Source organism: Methylobacterium sp. Leaf112, from assembly GCF_001423295.1.
Lineage (GTDB): Bacteria > Pseudomonadota > Alphaproteobacteria > Rhizobiales > Beijerinckiaceae > Methylobacterium.
Map to the genome: position 1 here is coordinate 47,489 of NZ_LMNG01000008.1, position 24,642 is coordinate 72,130.

Genomic DNA, 24,642 nt, shown 5'->3' on the forward strand with positions numbered 1-24,642 from the left:
AGCTCAGATCCGGGTGACGATGTCGGACAGCACCGGCCGGGGCCGGTCGCCCGGAACCTCCTGGGGATGGCCGATGTGGATGAAGCCCGCGAGCTTCTCGCTCGGGGCGAGCCCGAGGGTGTCGAGGACGCGCCGGTCGTAGGCGTACCATTCCGTCAGCCAGGACGTGGCGTAGCCCGCCGCGTTGGCGGCGACCACGAGGTTCATGCACACGGCGCCCGCCGACAGCACCTGCTCCCATTCGGGGATCTTCACGTGCGGCCCGGCGCGGGACACCACCGCCACCACCACGGGGGCGTGGGCGAGGCGGGCCCGCTCCAGATCGAGCCGGCCGGAATCCGCCTCCGGATGGTCGGCCGCGTAGGTGTCGGCGATGACGGTGCCGATTCGCACCCGCGCCTCGCCCGCGATGACGAGGAAGCGCCAGGGCGTGAGCTTGCCGTGGTCCGGCACCCGGGCGGCCAGCGTGAGGAGCGCGTCGAGTTCGGCCGGCGCCGGGCCGGGGCCGTCGAGGCGCATCGGGGGCACGGAGCGGCGGGTGCGCAGGAGATCGAGGGTGGCGTTCATCGAGACCTTTTGCGAGACCTTTTGGGAGGGATGAGGCGGAGTCCGTTGGAGTCTTGCGGTGCTGCGCGTGATCTAGCATGGATCTCGGTCCGAGAACGCCGGTCATGCCGTCGCCACGCTCCGGTTCCAGAGCATGCGGATCGGACGCGCGAAGGATGCGCGAAGGGAGAGGTCGCATGACGAGGGGCCCGATGCTCGGCGCCGCACTGACGGTCGCACTGTCGGCCCTGCTGGCGACGCCCGGCGGCGCCCAGGAGAGCGGCTTCCACAACCGGATCGGGCCGAACCTGCCGACCCCCTCCGTCACCGGGCCGGAGCTGCCGCCGCCCGTGGCCCAGGCCGACGCCGCCCTGAGCCTCAAGGCGATGTTCGCCGGCAGCGACAAGCCCATGCGCTCGGGGCTGGCCTGGCGCATCTACGAGGACCGCGCCGACGGCGTGCGGCCGGGCATCGTCGCGCGCTCGGAGGCGGCCGAGCCGACCTTCACCCTGGCGCCCGGCGCCTACGTGGCCACGGTCACGTACGGTTTCGCCAGCGCCTCGAAGCGCCTCACCATGGCGGGGGTGCCGGTCTCCGACGGGCTCAGGGTCAATGCCGGAGCCCTCAAGCTCTCGGGCGCCATCGGCGACGTGAAGATCCCGCCCGCCGAGGTGGCGTTCTCGGTGTTCGTGCCCATTGGCACCAATTCCGAGGGGCGCCTGGTGCGCAGCGGCGTCAAGGCCGGCGAGCTGCTGCGCCTGCCCGAGGGCACCTACCACGTGGTCTCGACCTACGGGGAATCGAACGCCATCCAGCGGGCCGACCTCAAGGTCGAGAACGGCAAGGTCACCGACGCGACCCTCAGCCACCACGCCGCCACCGTCACCCTCAAGCTCGTGGCCGCCGCCGGGGCCGAGGCCTTCGCGGGTACCGCCTTCAGCGTCCTGACGCCGGGCGGCGACACCATCCGGGAGGCCATCGGCGCTTTCCCCCAGGTGGTCCTGGCGGAGGGCGACTACGTGCTCATCGCCCGCCACGACGGGCAGGTCTACACCCGCGAGTTCAAGGTCGAGAGCGGGCTGGACCGGGACATCGAGGTGGTCGCCAAGGCGACGTGACCCTCGCCCCGATCGCTCCGTCGCCGCGAGACCGCCCCATGATCCTTCACCGCTGGATTTCCGTCGGCCTGACCCTCGTCACGCTCGTCGCCCCGGCCGCGCACGCCCAGCCCCTCCCGGAGGCCTCCGCGCTTCCGCCGGAGACCGCGCAGGCCGCCGTCGCGCTCCTCGGCCGGGGCCTGAAGGCGCCCGAGACCGCGCGCTTCGACCGGCTCCGCATGGGCCGGGCCGGGGCCGTCTGCGGCCAGGTGGACACCACGAACCGGATGGGCCAACACGTCGGGCCGCGCGGCTTCGTCGCCGATCTGGAGGCGGGCTTCGCGGCCCTCGTCCCGGACGGGGCGGAGCTGCGCAACCCGGCGAGCCCGGCGCATTACGCGGCGATGCAGAGGGCGCTGGCGCTGTTTGCCGCCAACTGCGCGGCCTGATAGGCCGCCCGGCATGAAGGAGTCGCCCATGACACCCGCCCTCACGAAGCCCGCCATCGTCTGGCTCACGGGCCTGTCCGGCGCGGGCAAATCGGCCACGGCCGAAGCGCTGCAGGACCTGCTCGCCGCGCAGGGACACCAGGCCACGATCCTCGACGGCGACGAACTGCGCCAGGGCCTCAGCCGCGACCTCGGCTTCGGCGACGCCGCCCGCATCGAGAACATCCGCCGGGCGGCCGAGGTGGCGCGCATCCTGGCGCGCTCCGGCATCGTCACCATCGTCTCGCTGATCTCGCCGTTCCGCAAGGAGCGCGCCCAGGCCCGTGCCATCGCGGGGGAGATCCCGTTCCTCGAAGTCTACGTCGATGCGCCGCTGGCCGTATGCGAGAAGCGCGACCCCAAGGGCCTCTATCGCCGCGCCCGTGCCGGCCTGATCCCGAACTTCACCGGCATCGACTCCGCCTACGAGGCGCCGGCCGAGCCGGACCTCCACCTGCACACGGATGCGGGCACGCCGCAGGACGGCGCCGCGCGCGTGGCCGTGGCGTTGGGCAAGCTCTGAAGGGCTGAGGGCCTATCGGATGGGAAGCGGCAGAAACAGGCCCAGGATACACCGCGGGTTGCGGACGGCGATCTGCGAGTGGCTTCGCCGCATGTATCCCGCGCCCGGGTAGAGCTCACCGCCCTCCGTGAACATCCCCCTCACGGTATCGTAGGGTTCCAGTTCGGGGACCCCCTTCCCCGCACTGTCGATCATGCTGTGAAGATGTTTGATCACGGCCCGGTCCAGGAACCGCAACAGACGATCGGAATTCGGGGCGCCCTTGACGTTTCGGTTTTCCGGTAGCGGCAGGCCCGCCATCGTCTGCGTTGCCACGAAGGAATCGTAAGCCAACCGAACGATCCCGAGATCCTCGCGATTGGTCAGATCGAGGCAATGTCTCAAATCGATGACCGCACCCACGACGAAGGGCTTTGCCGTCGTTGAGGTCGCGAACTTCGCTTCGGCCCATTCCCAGGCGCGTTTCGGATCGGACTCCCAGAAATACGCCCCGGGCCCGAGCCAGTCGTAGTCCTTGTCGCTCTGAATGAGTGCGGTATCGCCACGGATTGCCTCGCGCCCGATGGCTTCGTCGCATCCGTGGTAACCCAGGACGAAGGAAGTCGCGAGACGGCTCAAGCGGCGCGTGTCGCCTTCTCGTCCGGACCACCGAAAGTCGCGCGAAGCTCGCCGTCCTTCGTATAGATGCCCTCCTCGATGAGGGCCGCCCGCGCGGCAGCGGGACTTGCCGTATTCGCGGCGGTACGCTTGGCGATCAGAACCTTGATGGCCGCACGACGCTTTTCATCCGTCATGATCCCGGCACCTCCGACGTCGATCGCGCATGGCAGCGCGCCGTTGATCCCCAATCATAGGAAGAAACGCGGCGGACGTGCAACCGGCTCCCGAAAGCCCCTTCCGATCGTTGGATCGAAAGGGGCGCAGTCCCTCAAGGCGTCGGCGCTTCCTCGTTCTGGCCGTCGAGGGTGACCTCCGCGCTCGGCACGCTCGCCGCGATGCTGTCGGCGCGGATGCGGTCGGGGGAGGTCGCTTCCGCCACCAGGGCCGCGAGGGTCTCGTCGAGGCCGCCCGTGCGGGTGTGCTGGCTGCCCAGCCGCCGGACCGAGACCGTGCGCTCCTCGCCCTCTTTGCGGCCCACCACGAGCATCACCGGCACCTTCGCCAGCGAATGCTCGCGGACCTTGTAGTTGATCTTTTCGTTTCTCAGATCGGCTTCCACCCGGAGGCCGAGGCGGTCGGCGGCCGCCACCACTTCCCGTGCGTAGGGGTCGGCGTCCCCCGTGATGGTCGCCACAACGATCTGCACGGGCGCGAGCCACAGCGGGAAATGCCCGGCGAAATGCTCGATGAGGATGCCCGTGAACCGCTCCAGGGAACCGCAGATGGCGCGGTGGACCATGACCGGCGGCTTCTTCCCGCTGTCGGCATCGACGTAGAACGCGCCGAAGCGCTCGGGCAGGTTGAAGTCCACCTGGGTGGTGCCGCACTGCCAGTCGCGGCCGATGGCGTCGCGCAGCACGTACTCGAATTTCGGCCCGTAGAAGGCGCCCTCGCCCGGGTTGATCGCCGTCTTGATCCGGCCGCCCGACTGCTCCTCGATCTGGGCGAGCACGCGGGTCATCACTTCCTCGGCGTGGTCCCACAGGGCGTCCGACCCGACCCGCTTCTCGGGCCGCGTCGAGAGCTTCACCACGATGTCGCCGAAGCCGAAATCGGCGTAGGTCGACAGGATGAGGTCGTTGATCTTGAGGCACTCGGCGGCGAGCTGGTCCTCGGTGCAGAACACGTGCGCGTCGTCCTGCGTGAAGGCCCGCACCCGCATGAGCCCGTGCAGCGCGCCGGACGGCTCGTAGCGCGAGACCGCGCCGAACTCCGCCATGCGCAGAGGCAGGTCGCGGTAGGATTTCAGGCCGTGCTTGAAGATGAGCACGTGGCCGGGGCAGTTCATCGGCTTGATGGCGAAGACGCGCTCGTCCTCGGTCTTCGTGACGAACATGTTGTCCCGGTACCACTCCCAGTGGCCGGAGGTCTCCCAAAGGGCCTTGTCGAGGATCTGGGGGGCGTTGACCTCCTGGTAATCGCCCTTCAGGCGCCGGCGCATGTAGGCGATGAGCTCCTGGAACACCGTCCAGCCCTTGGCGTGCCAGAACACCACGCCCGGCCCCTCCTCCTGGAAGTGGAACAGGTCCATCTCGCGCCCCAGGCGGCGGTGGTCGCGGCGCTCGGCCTCCTCCAGGCGGTGCAGGTAGGCGTCGAGGTCCTCCTTGGTGGCCCAGGCGGTGCCGTAGATGCGGGTCAGCATCGGGTTGTTGGAATCGCCCCGCCAATAGGCGCCCGCCACCTTCATGAGCTTGAAGGCGGTGCCGACCTTGCCCGTCGAAGTCATGTGCGGGCCGCGGCACAGGTCGAACCAGTCGCCCTGCCGGTAGATGTTGAGGTCTTCGCCGGGGGGAATCGCGTCGACGAGTTCGACCTTGTAGGCCTCGCCCTTCTCCGAGAAGATTTTTCGGATATCGTCGCGCTTCCAGACTTCCTTGGTGAAGGCGGCGTCACGCGCGATGATTTCGCGCATTTTCGCTTCGATCGTCGGAAAATCGTCGGGGGTGAACGGCTGGTCGCGGGAAAAGTCGTAGTAGAACCCGTTCTCGATGACGGGCCCGATGGTGACCTGCGTCTCCGGCCACAGGGCCTGCACGGCTTCGGCCAGCACGTGGGCGCAATCGTGCCGGATCAGCTCGAGGCTGCGCGGATCGGCTCGGTCGAGGAACTCGATGCGGGCATCGTGCTCGATGAGGTCGGAGAGGTCGCGGACCCGGCCGTCCAGCGCCATGGCGACGGTGCGCTTGGCGAGCGACTTGGCGATGCCCTCGACGACGGCGCGGCCGGTGACGGCATCCTCGAAGCTGCGGGTGTTGCCGTCGGGGAAGGTCAGGATGGGCATCGGGATCACTCTCGCGGTGGCTCACTCCTGCGAACGCAGCAGGTAAGCCGGGTGGGGTGGGATCGGGCGCGACACGCGCCGTGCCCGGCCGTTTAGACCGTTTCGCGGAGGGAAGGAATCCGCCTCGCGTCCGGGACCCGTCCGACGCGCGGCGGATGGCGTTCAGCTACGATCCGGCGCGGTTGATACAAGCTGACGTTGACAACCCGCCGCTCCGGACAGCCCATCGTCCGCATACGGACCCGGGCGGGGCGTCGGCCAGCACATGCGTCAGGACACGCGCCGCCACGAGGTTCGAACAGGCGAGCCGGCCCCATGGGGCGACGGGCTCACGGGAGAACACCCATGTCGAATCCCCTCTCCGTCTCCCCGGCGGAGACCCACGGCGCGGTCGGGGCGCCCGCGAAGAAATTCTGGCCGCAGGGCTGGTGGCGGATCGTCGACATCAAGATCGGCATCATCCCGCTCCCGGTCTACGCGATCCTCGTCGTCCTGCTGGCGATCCTGACCCAGGAGGGCGAGATCAAATCGGACGCGCCGACGATGATCGCCGTGCTGGTGCTCGGGGGCTTCACCTGCGCCGAGATCGGCAAGCGGTTGCCGGTGCTGCGCAGCATCGGCGCGGGGGCGATCTTCGCGACCTTCATCCCCTCGGCCCTGGTGTTCTACGGGTGGATCCCGCCGCAGATCTTCAAGGCGATCGTGGATTTCACCAAGTTCACCAACTTCCTCTACCTCTACATCGCCACCATCATCGTCGGCAGCATCTTAGGCATGGACCGCGACGTCCTGATCAAGGGCTTCCTCAAGATCTTCGTGCCCCTGGCTGCGGGCTCCGTGGCGGCCGGGATCGTCGGTACCCTGGTGGGCACCCTGCTGGGGCTGGGCGCCTACAACACCTTCTTCTTCCTCGTGGTGCCGATCATGGCCGGCGGCGTCGGCGAGGGCGCGATCCCGCTCTCCATCGGCTACGCGGCGATCCTCGGTCAGGGCCAGGGCGACGTGTTTGCCCAGGTGCTGCCGCCGGTGATGCTCGGCAGCCTCACGGCCATCGTCCTGGCCGGCACCCTCAATGCCGTTGGCAAGCGCCTGCCCCACCTCACCGGCGAGGGCCGGCTGCAGCCCGACCGGGAGAACGACGTCGCCGCCGTGAAGGCGGAGGGCATCCCCGTCGACGCCGCCACCGTGGGCGCGGCGGCGCTGACGGCGGTGACGCTCTACCTGCTCGGCGTGATGATGCACCACCTCACCGGCCTGCCCGCCCCCGTGGCGATGCTGTTCCTCGCGGTGATGGCGAAGCTCGCCAGCGCCGTGTCGCCGCGGCTCCAGGCCGGCGGCTTCGTCGCCTACAAGTTCGTGCAGGTCAGCATGACCTACCCGCTGCTCTTTGCCGTCGGCGTGTCGCTGACCCCCTGGGACAAGCTCGTCGCGGCCTTCACGATCCCGAACCTCATCACCATCGTGTCCACCGTGGTGACTCTCATGGCGACGGGCTTCGTGGTGGGGCGCCGGCTCGGCCTGTACCCCATCGAGACCGCCATCGTGAACGCCTGCCACAGCGGCCAGGGCGGCACCGGCGACGTCGCCATCCTGACGGCGGCCAACCGCATGAGCCTGATGCCGTTCGCCCAGATCGCCACCCGCATCGGCGGGGCGCTCACGGTCACGGGGACGCTGGTGGTGATGCGGTGGGTGAGCGGGGGGTGAGCGGACCGGACGAGGTCCGGTTCCGCCTGTGATAGCCTGTCGGCGGGAATGCTGTTGCGAACGGACGGAGCGAGGGAATGACGACCCACATGCTCAATGACGACGATCTGCCGCTCCTGCCCGGCAGCGATCTCTCGAAGGAGGATGTCCAGCACCGGATCGACGATTGGATCGCGCGGTTGGGAACCCTCTTCCAGGGCGCTGAAGCGTGGGCCGATGCGCATGGCTGGACGGCCTCGCACCCCGGTACGGTCGCCATGAACGAAGACCTCGTACAGAGGCATGACGTTGCGCCTGCGGAGCAGCCGATTCTCAGAGTCGAGGGCCCGCAGGGGGCCTATGCGGTCTTCAAGCCGAAGGGATTGTGGGTGATCGGCGCCAATGGGCGCGTCGATCTCTACACCTCAAAGGGGGTGTACGTTCTCATCGATCAGGCGGACGAATTCCGGGAACCGCTCTGGCGACTCTTCAGGGTCCGCGAAAAGCCGGAGGGCATTCCCTACACGCCTGAACTCCTGGCCGAACTGGCTTGAGAAATGCAGCAACTGCCGCGGATCAAGGCTGCCTATGATTGGTTCTACGGGCAGTGGCAACGCGAAGCGAGCCGGTTGGCAGAGGCGGGAGACGTGTCTGCCCTCGCGAAACTCGACGAGAAGCGCGACACGCTGGAACGGGGCGTTTTCGTTCTGATGTTCGGTCAGTTCGAGGTGGCCGTGGATTCCATTTTTCAAACCGCGAGGACCCGTCGCCTCGGAGAAGCGGATTGGGCGCTTCGCAGGGGATGGGACACTGGTTCGCTCCAGGGGCGGAAGATCCCGTTCGAGACGAAGCTGTCCCTGGTGCTGGACCGTCGCTCGCCGACCTTCGGGAAGATCCTCGGGACCTACGCGACCCGGAATCACTGCGCCCATGGCGGCATGGAGTTGTCCGTGGGATCCATCGATTCCCTGGCGGCCGAACTCTACGCCTGGTGCAGCGAACTACGGCCGTAGGCTATTCTGCGAGAATGGGGCGCGGCGGGCTGCCGGTCAGGGTCCCCCCGAACGACGGTTGGCCGCACTGTGCGCCCGTGCGGTATCCTCCACGCCCTCGCACGCGAATGGCGAGGCCGGGGCGTTCACGCCGCGCCAGCGGCCGAAGCGCCACGGCACGAACCACCGGGCACGGGGCGGCAGCGCCTCCGGCACGAGATCGATGCCATGGGTTCCGAAGGGGCCACAGCGGCAGATTCGCGACAGGCCGATCCAGCCGCCGGCCCAGAGCCCGTGTCGCCCGATCGCTTCGTCCGTGTAGGCGGAGCACGACGGCCAGTGCCGGCACTGGCGGCCGATCAGGCCCGACAGGGTGAGCTGGTAGGCGCGGATCGCCCCATGGGCGGCGCGCCGGACCATGCTCAGGCGGCCGCCTGTGGGCCTGCGGCGGCCTGCGGATTGCCGACGGGCGTGCCGGCGGCGATCTGATCCAGGGCGTTCACTACGGCGTCGAAGGTGAGCAGCGTCGAGGCGTGGCGGGCCTTGAAGTCGCGCACGGGCTCCAGCACGGCGAAGTCCGCCCACGGGCCCTGGGGGCCGGGGCCGTTCTCCTTCAGCATCGCCCGCATGGCCTCGCGCGCGCGCCGCAACTCGTCGGCCGTGGCCCCGACCACGTGGCGGGCCATCAGGGAGGACGACGCCTGGCCCAGGGCGCAGGCCTTCACCTCGTGGGCGAAATCCGTGACGACCCCGTCGGCGACGCACAGGTCCACCGTGACGGTGGAGCCGCAGAGCTTCGAGTGGGCGGTGGCGCTGGCGTCGGGCGTGGGCAGGCGCCCGAGGCGGGGAATGTCGGCGGCGAGTTCGAGGATGCGACGGTTGTAGATGTCGTCGAGCATAGGCGGCGTCCTCTCGGCAGGATCCCTGCAGCAGCCTCGTTCGAGGCCGGCGTCCGGTCCCGGTTGTCTGATCCGCGCGCCCCGCATTGCGCGGCGACGCGATAACGACGATATAGGCGCCAACGCACCGTTTCGCGAGGAGGCGGATCGTCGATCCGGGCTGCGCCCACGGCCAGGGTCGCGCCTGCGGCCAGGGCGTCCCCGCCGGCCGATGCCCCAGACGGCCAGTGGTTCGACGATGTACGCCAAGCCCGACAGCAACACGATGACGACCCGGATCGCTCGGGCGGAAGATGCCATGGATGCTGCGCTCAAATCCCTGTCCTACCGCCTGACCGAGACGGAGGATTCGCGGATGGCTCCCAAAACCCCGGATACGGCGCGTCCGAACGGGTCCGCTCCGGCGGCGTCCCTCAACGGCATGCGCAACGACAACGCCCCGGTGCCTGCTGCGGAGATCGCTCCCGAGATCGCTCCCTTGCCGGCCTCCGCCAAGCGCGTGCCCGAGGCCATCGCCACCGGGCGCCCGAGTCGCGAGGAGGCCGAGGCCGCCGTGCGGACCCTCCTGCGCTGGGCCGGCGACGATCCGAACCGCGAGGGCCTGCGCGACACCCCCGCCCGCGTCGCCAAGGCCTACGGCCAGCTCTTCGGCGGCTACGAGCAGGATGCCGACAAGCTCCTCGAGCGGGTGTTCGAGGAGGTCGAAGGGTATTCCGACATCGTCCTCGTGCGCGACATCCCGTTCTACTCCCATTGCGAGCACCACATGGTGCCGTTCATGGGCCTCGCCCACATCGCCTATTATCCGACCAAGGGCGTGGTCGGTCTGTCGAAGCTCGCCCGCGTGGTCGATACCTTCGCGCGCCGGCTGCAGACCCAGGAGACCATGACGGCGCAGATCGCCGACGTGATCGAGAGCATCCTCAAGCCCCGCGGCATCGCCGTGATGCTCGAGGCCGAGCACCTGTGCATGGCCATGCGCGGGGTGCAGAAGGCCGGCGTCTCGACCATCACCACCCAGTTCCGCGGCGCGTTCCGGAACGACGCCAACGAGCAGGTCCGCTTCCTGACCCTCGTGCGCAACAAGCCCTGAGCGTCGCGATGACGATCGCCTTCGCCGCACCCGGTACGAAGGCCGCGGTCGAGGAGGGGACGGTCTTCACCCCCCGCTTCGACGCCAACGGCCTCATCGCCTGCATCGCCGTCGACGCCACCGACGGGCAGGTGCTCATGCTCGCCCACATGAACGCCGAATCCCTCGCCCGCACCCTGGAGACGGGGGAGGCCTGGTACTGGTCGCGCTCGCGCGGGGAGCTCTGGCACAAGGGCGCCACCTCCGGTCAGATCCAGCGCGTCGTCGAGATGCGGGTCGATTGCGACCAGGACGCGGTCCTCATCCGCGTCGCCGTCGGCGGCGACGGCGGCTGCTGCCACACGGGGCGGCGCGACTGCTTCTATCGCGCGGTCGAACTCGGATCCCCGGACGGTCCCGTGCGCCTGCACGCCGGCGCGGCACCATGATTCCCGCGGCGACGATCCTCCCGCCATGACCTGTCTCCCGCCATGACCTGGGCGCCATGACCTGGGACGGGTCGGGCGGCGAGCGCGGGCGCTTCGGCGCCGATGCCGTCGAGCCCGTCGCGGCCCCTGCCCCGCGCAGCCCCCGCATCGGCCTGGCGCTCGGTGGCGGCTCGGCCCGGGGCTGGTCGCATATCGGCGCCATCGAGGTGCTGGAGGAGTCCGGAATCCACCCGGGCGTGGTGACGGGCTGCTCCATCGGCGCCGTCGTCGGTGGCTGCTATGCGGCGGGCCAACTCGGCCTGCTCAAGACCTTCGCCCTTTCCCTGACCAAGCGCCGCGTCGTCGGCCTCCTCGATCTGCGCCTCGGCTCCGGCCTCATCGCGGGGGCTCGCCTGCGCCAGCGCTTGGAGCGGGACCTCGCCGACCGCCGCGTCGAGCACCTCGCCGTCCGGTTCGCCAGCGTGGCCACCGATCTCGGCAGCGGCGAGGAGGTCTGGCTGACGCGCGGCAACCTCGTGGAGGCGCTTCGCGCCTCCTACGCCCTGCCGGGGGTGTTTCCGCCCGTGCGGCTCGGCGGCCGTCTCCTCATGGACGGGACCCTGGTCAACCCGGTCCCCGTCGGCCTCGCCCGCGCCCTCGGGGCGGACGTGGTGATCTGCATCAATCTCAACGGCGACCCGCGCGAGGCCGGCGGACCGGTGGTCCTCGACCCGGACGAGCGCGCGGACGAGGCGCGGCCGGCTCCGGCCCCGCGCCGCCGCCGGTCCTGGGCCCTGTTCCGACGCGGCCGGCGCGTACCGCCGGAGACGCCGAGCCCCGGCATGGCCCGGGTGATGCTCGATGCCTTCAACATCACCCAGGACAAGATTTCGCGGGCGCGCCTGGCCGGCGATCCGCCCGACGTCACCATCTCGCCGCGCCTCGCCGAGATGGGATTGTTCGAGTTCCACCGCGCGGCGGAGGGGATCGAACTCGGCCGCCAGGCCGCCCGTGCCGCCCTGCCGGCCATCCGCGCGACCCTCGCGTCGGCGGCCGCCAGGGTCTGATCGCCCCGTCCCTCGATCGGGGCGAGGGCGCGGCGCGGAGGGGTCACGCCATGGTGATGTAGTCGCGCATGGCCTGATGCTCCGCCTCTACGGCTGCGATCCGGCGCTTGACCACGTCGCCGATGGAGATGAGGCCGGCGAGGCGCCCCTCCTCCAGAACGGGAACGTGGCGGAAGCGGCCGTCGGTCATGAGGTGCATCACGTCCTCGACGCTGGTGTCGCGGGCGCAGGTGACGACGGTGGCGGTCATGTGCTCCGAGACCAGGGCATCGAGCGCCCCGGCCCCCTGGCGGGCGAGCGCCCGCATGATGTCGCGCTCGGACAGGATGCCCAGCACCGTGCCCGCGGCATCGCTGACGACGACGGCGCCGATGCGCTTCTCGGCGAGCAGATGGATCGCTTCGTCGAGGGTGCGCTGCGGCTCCACGGTGACGACGGAGCGGCCTTTCTCGGCGAGAATGCGGGCGACGGTCATGGGTCTTTCCTTCCTGGTGGGGGCACACGGCCTTGCGGCCGGGTTTGCCCCTGGCTCGCGGTTCTTGGTCGATCGGCTCCGGCGTCCCGGTCTCGGACGCGGGGAGGCTCTGTGGCGATTGTGTGGCCCGCGTCGCGTTCTGGCAAGCGGCAGCGCGCGTGCGAACGCCGGGCGCGCGTTTCCCGACGGACCGGGTGGGCGTCGCGCCCGTCCGGCGAAGGCAGCGATGGCCGGCTCGTCAGCCCGGATGACGGTCGATCAGCGGCAGCAGGAAGAATCCGACGAGGAAGCCGCCGAGATGCGCGTCCCAGGCGACCGCCGTCGCCTCAGCGCCGAGCGGCAGAGCGATGATGCCGAACAGGAAGTTGGTCGCGAGCCAGATCACCAGGAACACCACCGCCGTGCGGTTGCGCATGAGTTCCGGGATCGTCTGCAGGCGCTGGCGCGGCGCCAGGTGCCACGGCTGGGCCGGCGTGAAGGCGGGGGGCGGCTGGAACACGAAGCGCGCGGCGGCGGCCATCAGGGCCGAAACGCCCGCCGAGGCGCCGATGAGGGGCGCCGTGCTCAAGGGATCGAGCACCACGTGCAGGGCCCCCCCGGCGACCGCGCCCACGAGGGCGACGAGTCCGAAGCGCCAGGCGCCGTAGCGGCGCGCCACGGGCGAGCCGAAGGCGGCGAGCCAGACGGTGTTGAAGATCACGTGCGTCCACGAGCCGTGCAGGAGGGCGTAGGTCGCGAAGGTCCAGGGGCTCGCGTCCGGTTCGGCCGCGATGTAGCGGGCGAAGGCCTGGCGGGCATCCATCACTTCCGGGTCGCCGGCGGCGGAGGCCGCCGTCAGCAGGTCCGCGATGCGAGACGGGTCGATGGCCACGCTCCACCGCCCCGGGATCAGGGCGAGGTGGATGAGGGCCCAGATGTCCCAGGCATCGGGGAGGATGAATTCGCGCAGGGCGTGGATGCCCAGCAGCACAGCGATGGAGGCCGTGACCACGTCCGGCATGTTGAAGATCGGAACGCGGTTCTGGCGCGGCAGGTCGGGCATGGCATCCATGGCGCCACCATGTTCGGGCTTTCGCGGACGCGGCAACCCCCGGATTCGCGAAACTTGCAGGGGAAACCTGCCGCGGCGGATGGACGGAACCCTTAACCTTAAGGATATTAACCTTACACAAGAGTTAAGCGCGCGCGTCCCGAAGGGCCGGCATAGGGTGTGCGCAGGGATGAAGAATTCCTTCACGGCACGGCTGCCCGTGTCCCGAAATGGAACTCATCCCGAAGATGCCCCCACGGGCCGTGCCACCGCAGGACACCATGAAGCATCCGACCAGTCGCCTGCTCCACAGTTACTGGGATGGTCTGCGCCGGGAGCGGGCCGCCCCCGAGCGCAGCGAAATCGAACCCGGTGCGATTCGCAACCTCCTCGCCGACAGCCTGATCCTCGAGGTCGACGTTCCGGGCAGCGCCGCGTCGGTGCGCCTGGCCGGCACCCGCGTCTGCGCCCTGTTCGGCCGCGAGCTGCGCGCCGACGCGTTCTCGGACCTGTGGGGCGCGCCCGACGCCGACCCGTGGCGCCTCGTCGAGACCGTCGCGGTGGACACCCTCGGCATGGTGGCCGGGCTCACCGGCACGACGGTGCGCAACGAGACCATCGACCTCGAACTCATCCTCCTCCCCCTGCGCCATCGGGGCCAGACCCAGACGCGGATCCTCGGCGCCCTCAGCCCGCATTGCGTGCCGCACTGGCTCGGCCTGCGTCCGGTCACGCGCCTGCGCACCACCTCCCTGCGCGTGCTGGAGCCCGCCCCGCGGCGCATGGACGACGCCGAGGCGGCCCTGCGCAACCTGCCGACGCCCGCCAACGACTCGCTGCCCTTCCGCCGCGGGCACCTGCTGGTCCATCCGGGCGGCCGGGGCTGAGCGCTCCGTCGCCGATGTCGGTGCCGACTTAGGCGAGACGGCCGGGCGACGATCAGGGATTTCGAAGGCTGAAACGATCCAACAGGGTTGGGCCGGGCTCGAATTCGCGGGCCGCCGTGATCAAATCATCGAGATCGTTCACGTAGAGGCCAAGTCGTCATGGCCGGAGAGGCATGGTTTCGGCCACGCTCTGCAAGAGCGACCATAGGCCTGCCGGCTCCGCGACGCCTCTGTTCCTGGGGCGGATCGCGTCGATGGCGAACTACACGTAGGGCGTGATTTCGGCCGGGTTGCTGAAGGGTTTCGTAACCAAGGGTCGTCTAGGGTTCGTTACCGTTACGAAACCGAGACCTTGGTCCATCATGCTTGAGGCCCTCGTACGCCCCGAGGCGAAACTGACACGCGGCATCCGCGCATCGGACCTTCGCCGCCATCAGCGGGTCAAGGTCGCCCTGCTCGGCCGCTACATGCTCACCGACCGCCGGGAATTTCCGTGCCAGACCGTGGACATGTCGCCGGGCGGCGTGCGCCTCACCTGCGTCGAGCCGGGTCTGCTCGACGAGCGCGTGGTGCTGTATCTGGAGGAGATCGGCCGCCTCGAAGGCACCATCGCCCGCCTGATGCCCGAGGGCTTCGCCGTGCGCCTCAGCGCGACCCCGCGCAAGCGCGAGAAGATCGCCTCCCAGCTGACTTGGCTCGCCAACCGGGAGAACCTCGGGCTGCCCGAGGGCCGAACCCACGAGCGCCTCAAGCCCGTCAACCTCGCCACGACCCTGCGCTTCGACACCGGCCGCGAGATTCCGGTGCGGATCGTCGACGTCTCGATGTCCGGCGTCGCCCTCAGCACCGGCATCGTACCGGCCCTCGGCAGCAGCGTCGTGGTCGGACGGACCCCCGGGCGGGTGGTGCGTCACTTCGAGGGGGGCATCGGCGTGAACTTCCTGCTGCCGATCTCGCCGGATCTGTTCCACGAAGGCCTTCGGCTCTGACGGGAATGCACGCGCGCCGGCCCGCACCGGATCGCGGGCCGGCCCGATGGTTTCCGGACCGTGAATCCGGCGCCGCACTTCCTAACGATGGCGGAAGCGGCGGGTTGGTCCTGTCGCGCGGGAGCTGACGCCACCGGGCCGAATCGATAAAATTGCGCGGATCGGCTTCAGCGCGGGGCAGCCGCCGCCACCGCATCGTGACCTCGTTGACGACGGGGGTTGCGATGCGCGGGATGAAGACGATCGCTCTGGGAGCCTTGGCGGTGCTGGCCACGGCCCTGGGTTCGACCGCCCCCCGCGCCCAGACCACCCTCGCGGCCCTGCCGGCCCCCGCCACCCTCGCGGCCCCCGTCGGGGCCGCCCGTCCCATCGCCGCGTGGGTCGCCTTCTGCGAGCGCTACGCCGCCGAATGCGCCATCGACGCGAACGAGCCGGCGCGGATCGCCCTGACCCCGGCGGCCTGGACCACCATCGCGACGGTGAACCGCCGGATCAACGCCCAGATCCGCCCCGTGACCGACCTCGACCACTGGGGCACCCCCGACCGCTGGGATCTGGCGGAGGACGGCTCGGGCGAYTGCGAGGATTTCCAGCTCCTGAAGCGCAAGCTGCTCGCCGAGGCCGGCCTGCCGCGCCGGGCCATGCGGATGACCGTGGTCATCGACGAGAAGGGCGACGACTTCGTCCTCGACAACAAGACCAGTGCCGTCCTGCCCTGGCACCGCACCGGGTACGTCTTCATCAAGCGCGAGGGCACCGAGGCGGTGGCCTGGGTTTCGCTGGGCGGCGTGACCTCGCCCACCACCACCGCGAATCGCTGACGCCGGCCCGCCCGCAGCGATCGCCCCGATCGCGATGCGGGCGCGGATGCCGCCCACGCGGCGAATTGGAACCGGACGCGCCCGGGGCGGTTAACAGGGGTTTAACTTTACGATTGAGCGCCGGGCTCGGCCGTGCCAACTTTGCCGTATCAGCAATGGACGGCAGGGCGACCCGGATGCGGCACGCGATTCTGCACAGCCTCGGCGAACCGACGACGAGCCAGGGGGGCGCCCTTCGCGAGCGTCTCGGCCGCTTGGCCCGCTGCTCCCTCGTCGGCTCGATCCTGCTCCTCGGCGGTGCCGGGACGCAGGCCCGGCCCGCCCAGGACCGCGCCCTCGCCGCCCTCCCGGATGCGCCCGCCCTCGGTGCCGGCACCGATGCGCGCCCGGTGGCGGCCTGGAACGCGTTCTGCGGGCGCCACCCCGGCGAATGCGCCGTCGACCTCGCGGAGCCGACCCGCATCACCCTGACGCCGGCGGTCCGGTCGACCCTCGACGGCGTCAACCGCCGGGTCAACGCGCGCATCCGCCCCCTCACCGATATGGCCCATTGGGGCGTCGTCGATCGCTGGGATTTTCCCGACGACGGCGCGGGCGATTGCGAGGATTTCCAGCTGTTGAAGCGGCGGATGCTGGTGGAACGCGGCCTGCCCCGGCGCGCCCTGCGGATGACCGTGGTCATCGACGACATCGGCGAGGGCCATGCGGTCCTCATGGTGCGGACCGACCGGGGCGACCTCATCCTCGACAACAAGACCAACGCGATCCTGTCCGGACCGCGTACGGGCTACACCTTCATCAAGCGCGAGGGCCAGGACGGGCCGGCCTGGGTCACCCTCAACGGCGGCGCCTCGCCCGTCGCCACGGCCAACCGGTAGGCGTCAGGCGCCGACGATCAGGTGGGCGAGATCGAGGGCGACCCGGCCCGACATCAGGCTCCAGCCGCAGGCGATCATCGTGGCGATCATCACGAAGGGGATCGGCCGGCGCTCGAAGCGCCGGCCCCGCACGGTGTTCCGCAGGATGATGAAGGGGGCGCCGAAGGCCAGCATCGGCAGGGCCGCCACGGCGGTGACGCCGCCGCGCTCCAGCAGGCTGAAGCTCGCGCGGCGCTCCGTGAACAGTTCGAAGGCGCTGGCGAGCAGACCCGACAGGGCGAGGCCGACGCACAGGGTCTGGAGGGAGTCGAGGGCCGAGGGGCTGAGGGTCATCACGCAAACGCTCCACGCTTAACGAACCGTGAAGCCCACTCTGCCCTGCCGTTTACGAAACGTTAAGACTTTCTTCGTCTCAGGGTTAAGTCCGCGCACAGGCCATCGGCCGATGGCCCGTCGCGCCGGAGCCCCTTGGAGCGTCGACCCGAGAGGTGGACGCCGGATTTCGGAAAAGTCGACGCAAAAACATGGCACTAGAGCTTCGTCCTGGATACGATATCCAGGACGAAGCTCTAGTCTTCCAGGTCGATGTCGAGGATCGCCATGGCGAAGTTGAATGAGCGGTCGCCGTCTTCGTCGTCCACGGAGACCACGCCCAGGAACTCCTCGCCGATATAGACCTCGGCCGAATCGTCCTTCTTCGGGCGGGGCACGAGGCGGATGTTGGCGTTGGCGAAGGTCCGGCGGAGGAAGTCCTGTACCTTGGTGATGTCGGTCTTGGTCACGCTGATCGCCTCTCGCGTTCGGGGTCGGATCGGCCCGCACCCGGTGGGCGGGTTCGTCCGGGACCGCTTGCCACGCCGCCGGGGCCCGGGCAAGCACGGGGCAGATTCTTCCCCGGGCGGCGTCCTCTTCCCCGGACGGCGTCGGACCGATGCCCGCGCGCGTCCGATTCCGAAAGCGCTCAGATTCCGTCGGCGATGTGGATGAACGCGTCGAAGCCGAGCAGCTGGTCCATGGCGCGGGACGGTTCGGCGCAGCCGGCGGTGCCGACGACGCGGGCCGGCACCCCCACCACCGTGGTGTGCGGCGGAACGGCGCGCAGCACCACCGAGCCGGCCGCGACCCGGGCGCATTCCCCGACCTCGATGTTGCCGAGGATCTTGGCGCCGGCGCCGATCATCACCCCGCGGCGGATCTTCGGATGGCGGTCGCCGCCCTGTTTGCCCGTGCCGCCGAGCGTCACCGCGTGCAGGATCGAGACGTCGTCGTCGATCACCGCCGTGGAGCCGACGACGAGGCCGGTGGCGTGGTCGAGGAACACCCCGCGCCCGATCTGCGCCGCCGGGTGGATGTCCGTCTGGAACACCTCCGACGAGCGGCTCTGCAGGTAGAGGGCGAGGTCGCGCCGGTTGTGGGTCCAGTACCAGTGCGCGAGGCGGTGGGCCTGGAGGGCGTGGAAGCCCTTGAAGTACAGCACCGGCTCGATGGCCCGGGTGGTGGCCGGGTCGCGGTCGAGGACCGCCCCGATATCGGCGCGGAAGATCTCGCCGAGACGCGGATCGTCGGCGATGGCCTCGTGGAAGCCGTGGGCCACGAGTTCGGCCGGCAGGGATTGATGGCCGAGGCGCGCCGCGACCCGATGGGCGATCGCCGCTTCGAGGGTCGAGTGGTTGAGCAGCGTCGCGACGATGAAGGAGGCGAGCTGGGGCTCCTCGCGCACGAGGGCCTCCGCCTCCGCGCGCACGCGGGTCCAGATCGGATCGAAGCTCGCGACCGTCTCCCGGTCTGCGGGTCTGGTCAGGGAAGAACGGACGGACATGGGCTCCTCCTCGAAACAGGCCTCTGAAACGGAATCGGGTTCACCGGGATCCCGGTCCATGGAGACCTGGTTCGTCGAAAAATCGGTTCGGCCGCCACGAGGGCGGTACACTACGCGGAATCACTGCCGAAGGTGAGGGGCCGCGTGCGGCGAGCCCTACGGAGAACGTTTGCCCCGGTGCGGTGCAGCACGAGGCCCGTCCTTAGCGTGTGGTGCGAGGCCATGCCGATCAAGGGCGCCGGGTGGACGCAGCCTCCGCGCGACGGACGTTTCAGGCGCGGTGGGTCTGGCCCAGGTTGCCGAAGCGAGCTTCGATGGCGGCCGCGAGGCGGTCGACCATCGTCTCCACGGGAACGTCGGAGGTGTCGACCACGGAGGGGGCCCGCGCGTAGAGCGGCTCGCGGCTGGCGAGGACCGCCCGTAGCTCCTGCATGGCCGAAGGGTGGTCGCCCGTGGTGGCGAGGTCGCCCTGCTCGCGCACGCGCTGCATGTGCTCCTCGGGCCGGGCCCGCAGCCACACCGTGAAGAACGCCTGCAGCAGGAGGTCGTAGGTCAGGGGCTCGGCGACGATGCCGCCGCTGGTGGCGAGGATGAGGGGCCCGGGATGCTCGGTGAGGCGGCGCAGGGCCGCCTGCTCCAGGCGGCGGTAGCCCTCCTGGCCGTAGATCGCGAAGATCTCCTTAACCGACAGGGCGTTCTCGCGCTCGATCTCGGCGTTCAGCTCGACGAAGGTCCAGCCGAGGCGCTCGGCGACCCGGCGCCCGAGGGTGGATTTTCCCGCCCCACGCAGGCCGACCACGGCCACCCGCGGCTGAGGCGTGTCGCCCCCGGCGGGGGCTTGGCCGGACAGGATGCCCTTGGCCAGGGCGATCTGCTCGCTCGACGCGTTGCCGAGGAGGTCGCGGACCACGTGCCAGTCGGCCGCATTGTCCTGATCGGCGATGAGGTCGTCGAGGCGCACGCCCATGGCGTTGGCGACCCGGCGCAGGAGGATGATCGAGACGTTGCCCTGGCCGCTCTCGAGTTGCGCGATGTAGCGCTCCGACAGGCCGGACGTGTGGGACAGGAGCTTGCGCGAGAGTCCCCGGAGGGTCCGGGCGTGGCGGACGCGCCGGCCGAGTTCCGTCAGGAAGAGCGATTCTTGTTCTGCAGCGCCGGCCATGCCGTCGTTCGTCTTCCTAATGCGCTGGCAGGCCCGACGCCTGCGCAACTACTGAATCTCAACTGACCATCACCCATTATCAACCCACGACGACAGCATCGTGAGAATTCGGGTGGAGGATGGATGACGCCGTCGGAACAAACCCCGAATATCAGGTCGTGCCAGCCGCCTCGTATGCAGATCGTATCGCTCGAGGCCGCGACGGCTTTCGGAAAGCCGCTTGGCGGCGGAGTTCCTGTGCAGCGCAGCATGTGAGGCTGCGGGTGCAGGAGCGCAAGCGCTTCCCGGAGGCGGATTAGGAAAAAACACGGTGTCGTCCGCCTGCCCGGCACTGGCCCCGAAAAACGTCAGACCGACGAAAAGTCGGGAAAACGGGGCTGCCCGACGCGGGATCGAACCAGCCGGACCCGCGATCGATCGAAATTCGAGCGCGAGACGGGTCGTCTCACTGGTCGGCAGGCAGGGCCGTAGCTTCGAGGACCATCGCGCCGCCGGTCTTTCTCGCGACAATTTGCCGCCCCGAGACGGCGAGGAGCACCGCGGAGGGACGGCGTGGGGGCAGCGGAACTTCCACCAGGTCGCTCGGGGCGGCGTCGACGGCATGGGGGGCCGTCATGGACATCGGAGTGGTCGGCGCCGGTGCGTTGGGCGCGATGGCGACGGGGGCCGGGTCGAGGCTCGCCATGGCCGTGGGTGCGCCCGCGAGCGAGGCCGGCCGGCGCGGCGGCAGGGGAACCTCGACGCGTTCCGTCGGGACGCCGTTGGCCGTCGGGCTCGGCGCATAGGCCAGGGCGGTGTTGGCGGCGGCGAGGTTGGGATCGAGGGCCGCCGTGCGATCGAAGGCGCTGGTGAAGGCGGCGCCGGATTTCGCCCCGGAGGCGACAATGGTCACGCCCTCGGGGACATCCGCCGGGATGCCGAGGCGCTTGGCGGCGTAGTAGTAGCCGCGGTTGTAGTAGCCGTAGGCCCGGGCGAGGTCGCCCTTGGCGGTCTTGTAGGCGCCGGCGAGGTAGGCGACGCCGTAGCGCAGGTTCACCGCCGGATCGAACAGGCCGGCCGCGTCGCCCTGGTAGCCGAGGCCGCGCGCCGTGGCGGGCTTGATCTGCATGAGGCCGAGCGCGCTGCCGCCCTTGGCGTTCGGATTGTAGTTGCTCTCGCGCTTGACCACCGCGTGGACGAAGCTCGCAGGCACGCCGGCCGCGCGGGCCTGCTCCTCGATCAGCGCGTCGATGTTGTCCCGTGCGGTCTTGCCCTGGGCGCAAGCCGGCGTGGACAGGATCTGGGTCGGGACGACCAGCGCGGCGACGGCGAGGAGCAGGAGGCGCTGGTTCATGCGGTGACCCGGATCGTCCTTGTTCTGAGCGGCCAAGGTCGGGGTCAAATAAGGCTGGAAAGCGACCCGGTGCCCCGATTGCGGCGACCTGGCCGGGCTTTCCCCACGTGCTGTGGCGCACATGATACACACTCGGGAAACGTGGGGGGCGGTCCCGCAGCGGATTTTCCCTGTCCGCGCAACGGCCTGGCCCGGCCCCGGCGCGCCACGGGGTTCAGGCCGACGGGCGGTGCAAAACGAATTCTTCGATGGCGCGGGAAAACCCCTCGCTGTCGTTGTCGGCCGTGACGGCCCCGGCCGCCGCCTTCACGTCCGGGCCCGCGTTGCCCATGGCGATGGACAGGCCGCTGCGGGCGAACATCGGCACGTCGTTGCCCGCGTCGCCCAGGGTGGCGATCCGGCTGCGGTCGATTCCGAGGCGCCGGCTCAAGGCGTCGACGAAGCCGCCCTTGCCGGCGCCGGCCGGTGTCACGTCGAGGTAGTACGCCTGGGAGCGGTGGACGTCGGCCCCCTCCCCCAGGGCGGCGGCCAGGGCCGTCTCGCAGGCGGCGAGGTGCTTGGCATCGGCGCCGACGCCGACGATCTTGGCCGCGTGGTCGAGGAGCGGGTCGAGATCGGCCACGACGTTCGGCTCGGCCCCGAGGGTCCGCCGTTCGAGGTCGGTGTAGGGCGCGCGCGGATCGCGCAGGTTCCAGGCCCCGTGGGCGAACACCCAGATGTCGAGGCCGTCCCGGGCGAGCCGATCGACGGCCTCCCGCGCGACGGCGGCCGGGATCAGGGTCTCGGACAGCACGGCGAGATCGGGTGCCACCAGGGTGCTGCCGTTGAACGCACCGAGCGGCAGGCGCAGGTCGAGCGCCGCGACCAGGCTTCCGAGCCCCATCGGCGGGCGGCTCGACGCGACGGTGAAGCCGATGCCGGCCAGGCCGAGGCGCCTCACCGCCGCCCGGGTGGCCGGCGTCAGGCGCTTGTCCGAGGTCACCAGGGTGCCGTCCACGTCGGAGATGACGAGGGCGATGGGCGGGGCGGAGGCGTCCATGGGCGGCCTATGTCTCGTTCCGGTTCTTCTCCAATCCCAGGCGGGCCGCGATCGTTGCGGCGACATCCACCGCGGGCGCGTCGATGCCGACCACGACGGCGTTCTCCTCGGGCGCCGGCGGCTCCAGGATGGCGAACTGGGTGTCGAGGAGGGAGAACGGCATGAAGTGTCCCCTGCGCTGGGCGAGCCGCCCTTCGATGAGGGCGCGGTCCCCCGCCAGGTAGGCGATCCGGACCTCGGGACGCCCGCGCACGAGGGCGTCGCGATAGGCCCGCCGCAGGGCCGAGCAGACCACCACGCCGGGCTCGCGGGTCTGGAGCCGGGTGTCGATCCAGGCCGCGATGGCCGCGAGCCAGGGCGCGCGATCGTCGTCGTCCAGGGGATGGCCCGCGTGCATCTTGGCCACGTGCGCGGCGCTGTGGAAATCGTCCCCATCGACGAAAGCCCAGCCGAGACGTTCCGCCAGGCACGCCGCCACGGTGCTCTTGCCCGAGCCCGAGACGCCCATCACCACGATCACGCCGGGACCGCCATCGAGGGACGCGAGATGGCCTGCCTGCATGCTGTACCCCGGTCCGTCAGGTGGGCCGTGTCGCCTGCCCCGAAGGCGCGGGTCAAGGGAGCAGGGGCACGGAGCCGTGCCCGATGCGGCAGGATCGAACCACATTCCGAAGGATCGGGCCACATTCCGAAGTCCCTGTCCCAGGACCCGGGGGGGACCGGCCTTCACTTCGTCGCGAGAGCCGCCTCGCCCGCGCGCCCGGTCGGTTCGGCGCTGGGCATCGGCGCGGGATCGAACACCCGTGCGCGCACGCGCTGGGGCCCGAGGGTCATGGCGAAGAAATCGTAGGCGCCGGGCCGGTCGTTCGCCATGAGGAACTGGAAGTGCATGCGGAACGGCCGCCACCGGACCCTGCGGTAGGTCTCCGGGCCGATGATCTCCCGGAACCGCGCGGAGCGCACGAGGGGATTGGCGATCGGCCGGTCCCCGAGGGCCAGAGGCAGATCGCGCACGGGATTGAAGCCCGGAAAGTTCATCCAGTCCTGCGGCGCCTGATAATCGACCCAGACGAGGCGCGGACTGGTGCAGAGATCGGCGATCTCGGCGCGCAGGCCGTGCGCCCGCGGCTGGATCGCCACCAGGGGCAGGCCCGACCCGAGGGTGACGAGGGCGAGACTGGTGCTCCCCGTGCCGAGGTCCGGGTCGCGCGCCAGCAGTCGTGCGGCGACCTCGACCGCCGTCAGGGCGCCGGAGGAATGGCCGAGCAGGATCACCTCGTCGATGGGGGTCCCCGCCTCCGCGAAGGCGGCGAGGCGGGCGATCACATGGTCGGTGAAGGCGGTGAGGCGAGTCTCGTAATCCGGGCGCCAGCCCTGCCCGTGCTGCCAGTTGAACACCCAGTCGTTCAGGAGCTGCCAGAAGAAGATCCGGTTGAGCATGGCCTCGATGGCCTTCACCCAGCCGAGCCCAGCGAGGAGACCGAGGGGCACCGTCGCCCAGAGCGGCCAGCCCAGGCTGTGCCCGAATCCGTCGCCGAGATGCGCATGGACGAAGCCCGCGATGGCGAGGGTGGCCAGGACGAGGCCGACGAGGAGGACGAACGGATAGAGGATGACGTTGCCGTACTTCCAGTTGAGCCGGTAGAACCGCAGCATCTGTCCGCCGAGCACGGCGTGAAGGGTGCCGAGGACGAGGAGCCCCGCGCTGATGAGGCGCCAGCGGCGAAAGTCCCGGACCACGAGGTCGTCCCACAGCAGAACGTCGTAATGGGTCCGCGCGCTTCCCGTGGCCGGCTCGTCGGCGACGGTCCAGCTCTGGACCAGGCCGTCCGCCTCCAGGGTGGCGGGGCCGATCCTGGGCTTGGGCTGCCCGAAGCGCTTGGCGTAGCGGGTTAGTTCGCGCACGAACAGCAGCCGGTAGCGGGTGCGCCCCTCCGGGTCGTAGCCCGGGACATAGAAGATCTGGCGCCGCCGGACGGCACCCGGCATCGCCTCTGGCAGGGCCGGTGGGGTGTAGTCGAACGAGAGCATGGCGCATCGGTTTTCATGGCTTCGGGAGGTCGAAGCCTGCACGGTCAGAGACAAGGGGCACGGCGCTGAGGTTCCGGCAAGCGCCGAGACAAGGTTGTGGCAAGTATCGCGCCCCGGCGGATCGACGGCCCGTCCGGCCGGTGTACAGCGGGGATGGCGCGGGTGCTCGGCCGCTCATGGGGGGACTGTGACCCCCCCGCCACGGACAGGGCGGTGGCGATGGTCTAGGCAGCAGGTGAGAGAAACCGACAGGCGATCCTGCATGCGCGTTCTGCCCCTGGCCCTCTGCACCGCCCTGGCGGTGTCGGGCTGCTCCTCGATCCTACCCGGTGCGGGCCCGACGACGGGCGCCATCGTGGACGGGGCCGACGTGTCGACGAGCGAGGGCACGTTCGCGCGCTACGAACTCGTGGATCTGACCGCCGCCACCGTCGAGGCC

Annotated in this window: 29 protein-coding genes; 13 read left to right on the top strand and 16 right to left on the bottom strand. The window is 70.0% G+C overall.

The features are described 5' to 3' along the window. Positions 1–3: 3 nt before the first annotated feature. On the bottom strand, positions 4–567 hold the full coding sequence (locus ASF52_RS05575) for a nitroreductase family protein (protein WP_056168952.1): 564 nt from the start codon (positions 565–567) through the stop codon (positions 4–6). Between the two features lie 176 nt (positions 568–743). Here ASF52_RS05575 and ASF52_RS05580 point away from each other — a divergent pair, with 176 nt between their 5' ends. The 3 genes from ASF52_RS05580 to cysC are packed head-to-tail and all read left to right on the top strand — an operon-like array spanning position 744 to position 2,654. Then, positions 744–1,664: a hypothetical protein gene (locus tag ASF52_RS05580; protein WP_056168955.1), complete on the top strand. Its 921-nt coding sequence runs from the start codon at positions 744–746 to the stop codon at positions 1,662–1,664. 38 nt (positions 1,665–1,702) lie between these two features. Continuing rightward, positions 1,703–2,092 (top strand): hypothetical protein, encoded by a 390-nt coding sequence (locus tag ASF52_RS05585; RefSeq protein WP_056168956.1) that lies wholly within the window; start codon positions 1,703–1,705, stop codon positions 2,090–2,092. A 28-nt stretch (positions 2,093–2,120) separates the two neighbouring features. After that, the gene (gene cysC, locus ASF52_RS05590) at positions 2,121–2,654 is read left to right on the top strand and encodes an adenylyl-sulfate kinase (protein WP_244472920.1); all 534 of its coding nucleotides are present in this window, start codon (positions 2,121–2,123) and stop codon (positions 2,652–2,654) included. A gap of 12 nt (positions 2,655–2,666) precedes the next feature. Here the strand turns inward: cysC and ASF52_RS23125 are convergent, their stop codons facing one another. The 3 genes from ASF52_RS23125 to thrS form a co-directional block, all read right to left on the bottom strand. Further along, positions 2,667–3,272: a hypothetical protein gene (locus ASF52_RS23125; RefSeq protein WP_056168962.1), complete on the bottom strand. Its 606-nt coding sequence runs from the start codon at positions 3,270–3,272 to the stop codon at positions 2,667–2,669. Then, a complete protein-coding gene (locus ASF52_RS05600) occupies positions 3,269–3,448 on the bottom strand; it encodes a hypothetical protein (protein ID WP_156368878.1) in 180 nt (59 codons plus the stop codon). The genes ASF52_RS23125 and ASF52_RS05600 overlap by 4 nt, the downstream gene beginning before the upstream one ends. A gap of 134 nt (positions 3,449–3,582) precedes the next feature. Then, complete coding sequence (gene thrS, locus ASF52_RS05605; protein ID WP_056168967.1) at positions 3,583–5,595, bottom strand: threonine--tRNA ligase; 2,013 nt, start codon at positions 5,593–5,595, stop codon at positions 3,583–3,585. Positions 5,596–5,940: 345 nt separating this feature from the next. Here thrS and ASF52_RS05610 point away from each other — a divergent pair, with 345 nt between their 5' ends. The 3 genes from ASF52_RS05610 (at position 5,941) to ASF52_RS05620 (ending at position 8,294) form a co-directional block, all read left to right on the top strand. Continuing rightward, a complete protein-coding gene (locus ASF52_RS05610; RefSeq protein ID WP_056168970.1) occupies positions 5,941–7,302 on the top strand; it encodes a 2-hydroxycarboxylate transporter family protein in 1,362 nt (453 codons plus the stop codon). A gap of 77 nt (positions 7,303–7,379) precedes the next feature. Further along, positions 7,380–7,835, top strand: coding sequence for a hypothetical protein (locus ASF52_RS05615; protein ID WP_056168973.1), 456 nt, complete (start codon positions 7,380–7,382; stop codon positions 7,833–7,835). A gap of 3 nt (positions 7,836–7,838) precedes the next feature. Then, entirely contained in the window at positions 7,839–8,294 is a 456-nt protein-coding gene (locus ASF52_RS05620) for a hypothetical protein (RefSeq protein ID WP_056168976.1), read from the top strand. A 36-nt stretch (positions 8,295–8,330) separates the two neighbouring features. Here ASF52_RS05620 and yidD read toward each other — a convergent pair whose 3' ends face one another. Together yidD and ASF52_RS05630 are read right to left on the bottom strand one after the other, a co-directional pair. Then, positions 8,331–8,693 carry a membrane protein insertion efficiency factor YidD gene (yidD, locus tag ASF52_RS05625; RefSeq protein WP_056168979.1) on the bottom strand — a complete coding sequence of 121 codons (363 nt, stop codon included), beginning with the start codon at positions 8,691–8,693 and terminating at the stop codon, positions 8,331–8,333. A 2-nt stretch (positions 8,694–8,695) separates the two neighbouring features. Further along, positions 8,696–9,172: an iron-sulfur cluster assembly scaffold protein gene (locus ASF52_RS05630; RefSeq protein WP_056168983.1), complete on the bottom strand. Its 477-nt coding sequence runs from the start codon at positions 9,170–9,172 to the stop codon at positions 8,696–8,698. A 238-nt stretch (positions 9,173–9,410) separates the two neighbouring features. Between ASF52_RS05630 and folE the strand changes: the two genes are divergently transcribed. The 3 genes from folE to ASF52_RS05645 are packed head-to-tail and all read left to right on the top strand — an operon-like array spanning position 9,411 to position 11,739. Then, the gene (gene folE / locus ASF52_RS05635; RefSeq protein ID WP_056168986.1) at positions 9,411–10,265 is read left to right on the top strand and encodes a GTP cyclohydrolase I FolE; all 855 of its coding nucleotides are present in this window, start codon (positions 9,411–9,413) and stop codon (positions 10,263–10,265) included. Between the two features lie 8 nt (positions 10,266–10,273). After that, on the top strand, positions 10,274–10,693 hold the full coding sequence (hisI, locus tag ASF52_RS05640) for a phosphoribosyl-AMP cyclohydrolase (protein ID WP_056168987.1): 420 nt from the start codon (positions 10,274–10,276) through the stop codon (positions 10,691–10,693). A 56-nt stretch (positions 10,694–10,749) separates the two neighbouring features. After that, positions 10,750–11,739 carry a patatin-like phospholipase family protein gene (locus ASF52_RS05645; RefSeq protein ID WP_056168990.1) on the top strand — a complete coding sequence of 330 codons (990 nt, stop codon included), beginning with the start codon at positions 10,750–10,752 and terminating at the stop codon, positions 11,737–11,739. A gap of 43 nt (positions 11,740–11,782) precedes the next feature. Here the strand turns inward: ASF52_RS05645 and ASF52_RS05650 are convergent, their stop codons facing one another. Both ASF52_RS05650 and ASF52_RS05655 read right to left on the bottom strand, forming a co-directional pair. Then, positions 11,783–12,214, bottom strand: a complete 432-nt coding sequence (locus ASF52_RS05650) for a CBS domain-containing protein (protein WP_056168992.1) — start codon at positions 12,212–12,214, stop codon at positions 11,783–11,785. Positions 12,215–12,452: 238 nt separating this feature from the next. Beyond that, entirely contained in the window at positions 12,453–13,265 is an 813-nt protein-coding gene (locus tag ASF52_RS05655; protein WP_056168995.1) for a rhomboid family intramembrane serine protease, read from the bottom strand. Positions 13,266–13,525: 260 nt separating this feature from the next. Here ASF52_RS05655 and ASF52_RS05660 point away from each other — a divergent pair, with 260 nt between their 5' ends. From ASF52_RS05660 to ASF52_RS05675, 4 genes are all read left to right on the top strand, one after another. Then, the gene (locus ASF52_RS05660) at positions 13,526–14,131 is read left to right on the top strand and encodes a PAS domain-containing protein (RefSeq protein ID WP_056169067.1); all 606 of its coding nucleotides are present in this window, start codon (positions 13,526–13,528) and stop codon (positions 14,129–14,131) included. A gap of 362 nt (positions 14,132–14,493) precedes the next feature. After that, positions 14,494–15,120 (top strand): PilZ domain-containing protein, encoded by a 627-nt coding sequence (locus ASF52_RS05665; protein ID WP_056168998.1) that lies wholly within the window; start codon positions 14,494–14,496, stop codon positions 15,118–15,120. 224 nt (positions 15,121–15,344) lie between these two features. Beyond that, positions 15,345–15,941, top strand: coding sequence for a transglutaminase-like cysteine peptidase (locus tag ASF52_RS05670; protein WP_056169001.1), 597 nt, complete (start codon positions 15,345–15,347; stop codon positions 15,939–15,941). A gap of 176 nt (positions 15,942–16,117) precedes the next feature. Then, on the top strand, positions 16,118–16,819 hold the full coding sequence (locus ASF52_RS05675) for a transglutaminase-like cysteine peptidase (RefSeq protein WP_056169005.1): 702 nt from the start codon (positions 16,118–16,120) through the stop codon (positions 16,817–16,819). Positions 16,820–16,822: 3 nt separating this feature from the next. Here the strand turns inward: ASF52_RS05675 and ASF52_RS05680 are convergent, their stop codons facing one another. From ASF52_RS05680 to ASF52_RS05715, 8 genes are all read right to left on the bottom strand, one after another. Next, a complete protein-coding gene (locus tag ASF52_RS05680) occupies positions 16,823–17,152 on the bottom strand; it encodes a DUF6949 family protein (RefSeq protein WP_056169007.1) in 330 nt (109 codons plus the stop codon). A 236-nt stretch (positions 17,153–17,388) separates the two neighbouring features. Beyond that, positions 17,389–17,601, bottom strand: coding sequence for a DUF3126 family protein (locus ASF52_RS05685; protein ID WP_056096383.1), 213 nt, complete (start codon positions 17,599–17,601; stop codon positions 17,389–17,391). Positions 17,602–17,780: 179 nt separating this feature from the next. Continuing rightward, positions 17,781–18,638, bottom strand: coding sequence for a serine O-acetyltransferase (gene cysE, locus ASF52_RS05690; RefSeq protein ID WP_056169069.1), 858 nt, complete (start codon positions 18,636–18,638; stop codon positions 17,781–17,783). 271 nt (positions 18,639–18,909) lie between these two features. Further along, a complete protein-coding gene (locus ASF52_RS05695) occupies positions 18,910–19,821 on the bottom strand; it encodes a helix-turn-helix transcriptional regulator (protein WP_443136655.1) in 912 nt (303 codons plus the stop codon). Positions 19,822–20,245: 424 nt separating this feature from the next. After that, positions 20,246–21,133, bottom strand: coding sequence for a lytic transglycosylase domain-containing protein (locus tag ASF52_RS05700; protein ID WP_056169013.1), 888 nt, complete (start codon positions 21,131–21,133; stop codon positions 20,246–20,248). Between the two features lie 214 nt (positions 21,134–21,347). Continuing rightward, positions 21,348–22,172, bottom strand: a complete 825-nt coding sequence (locus tag ASF52_RS05705) for a Cof-type HAD-IIB family hydrolase (protein ID WP_056169016.1) — start codon at positions 22,170–22,172, stop codon at positions 21,348–21,350. Positions 22,173–22,179: 7 nt separating this feature from the next. Further along, positions 22,180–22,734: a gluconokinase gene (locus ASF52_RS05710; RefSeq protein ID WP_056169019.1), complete on the bottom strand. Its 555-nt coding sequence runs from the start codon at positions 22,732–22,734 to the stop codon at positions 22,180–22,182. Positions 22,735–22,898: 164 nt separating this feature from the next. Further along, positions 22,899–24,203, bottom strand: coding sequence for a hypothetical protein (locus ASF52_RS05715; RefSeq protein WP_056169022.1), 1,305 nt, complete (start codon positions 24,201–24,203; stop codon positions 22,899–22,901). Positions 24,204–24,642 lie beyond the last annotated feature (439 nt).

Bases quoted from the DNA above. Each gene is read 5' to 3' on its own strand.
- ASF52_RS05705 (WP_056169016.1), bottom strand. From the start codon at position 22,172: ATGGACGCCTCCGCCCCGCCCATCGCCCTCGTCATCTCCGACGTGGAC.
- ASF52_RS05710 (WP_056169019.1), bottom strand. From the start codon at position 22,734: ATGCAGGCAGGCCATCTCGCGTCCCTCGATGGCGGTCCCGGCGTGATC.
- ASF52_RS05600 (WP_156368878.1), bottom strand. From the start codon at position 3,448: ATGACGGATGAAAAGCGTCGTGCGGCCATCAAGGTTCTGATCGCCAAG.
- hisI (WP_056168987.1), top strand. From the start codon at position 10,274: ATGACGATCGCCTTCGCCGCACCCGGTACGAAGGCCGCGGTCGAGGAG.
- ASF52_RS05680 (WP_056169007.1), bottom strand. From the start codon at position 17,152: ATGACCCTCAGCCCCTCGGCCCTCGACTCCCTCCAGACCCTGTGCGTC.
- ASF52_RS05660 (WP_056169067.1), top strand. From the start codon at position 13,526: ATGAAGCATCCGACCAGTCGCCTGCTCCACAGTTACTGGGATGGTCTG.
- ASF52_RS05575 (WP_056168952.1), bottom strand. From the start codon at position 567: ATGAACGCCACCCTCGATCTCCTGCGCACCCGCCGCTCCGTGCCCCCG.
- ASF52_RS05580 (WP_056168955.1), top strand. From the start codon at position 744: ATGACGAGGGGCCCGATGCTCGGCGCCGCACTGACGGTCGCACTGTCG.
- ASF52_RS05585 (WP_056168956.1), top strand. From the start codon at position 1,703: ATGATCCTTCACCGCTGGATTTCCGTCGGCCTGACCCTCGTCACGCTC.
- cysC (WP_244472920.1), top strand. From the start codon at position 2,121: ATGACACCCGCCCTCACGAAGCCCGCCATCGTCTGGCTCACGGGCCTG.
- ASF52_RS05645 (WP_056168990.1), top strand. From the start codon at position 10,750: ATGACCTGGGACGGGTCGGGCGGCGAGCGCGGGCGCTTCGGCGCCGAT.
- ASF52_RS05630 (WP_056168983.1), bottom strand. From the start codon at position 9,172: ATGCTCGACGACATCTACAACCGTCGCATCCTCGAACTCGCCGCCGAC.
- thrS (WP_056168967.1), bottom strand. From the start codon at position 5,595: ATGCCCATCCTGACCTTCCCCGACGGCAACACCCGCAGCTTCGAGGAT.
- ASF52_RS05615 (WP_056168973.1), top strand. From the start codon at position 7,380: ATGACGACCCACATGCTCAATGACGACGATCTGCCGCTCCTGCCCGGC.
- ASF52_RS05700 (WP_056169013.1), bottom strand. From the start codon at position 21,133: ATGAACCAGCGCCTCCTGCTCCTCGCCGTCGCCGCGCTGGTCGTCCCG.
- ASF52_RS05650 (WP_056168992.1), bottom strand. From the start codon at position 12,214: ATGACCGTCGCCCGCATTCTCGCCGAGAAAGGCCGCTCCGTCGTCACC.
- ASF52_RS05715 (WP_056169022.1), bottom strand. From the start codon at position 24,203: ATGCTCTCGTTCGACTACACCCCACCGGCCCTGCCAGAGGCGATGCCG.
- ASF52_RS05675 (WP_056169005.1), top strand. From the start codon at position 16,118: ATGCGGCACGCGATTCTGCACAGCCTCGGCGAACCGACGACGAGCCAG.
- cysE (WP_056169069.1), bottom strand. From the start codon at position 18,638: ATGTCCGTCCGTTCTTCCCTGACCAGACCCGCAGACCGGGAGACGGTC.
- ASF52_RS05665 (WP_056168998.1), top strand. From the start codon at position 14,494: ATGCTTGAGGCCCTCGTACGCCCCGAGGCGAAACTGACACGCGGCATC.
- yidD (WP_056168979.1), bottom strand. From the start codon at position 8,693: ATGGTCCGGCGCGCCGCCCATGGGGCGATCCGCGCCTACCAGCTCACC.
- ASF52_RS05610 (WP_056168970.1), top strand. From the start codon at position 5,941: ATGTCGAATCCCCTCTCCGTCTCCCCGGCGGAGACCCACGGCGCGGTC.
- folE (WP_056168986.1), top strand. From the start codon at position 9,411: ATGTACGCCAAGCCCGACAGCAACACGATGACGACCCGGATCGCTCGG.
- ASF52_RS05655 (WP_056168995.1), bottom strand. From the start codon at position 13,265: ATGGATGCCATGCCCGACCTGCCGCGCCAGAACCGCGTTCCGATCTTC.
- ASF52_RS05620 (WP_056168976.1), top strand. From the start codon at position 7,839: ATGCAGCAACTGCCGCGGATCAAGGCTGCCTATGATTGGTTCTACGGG.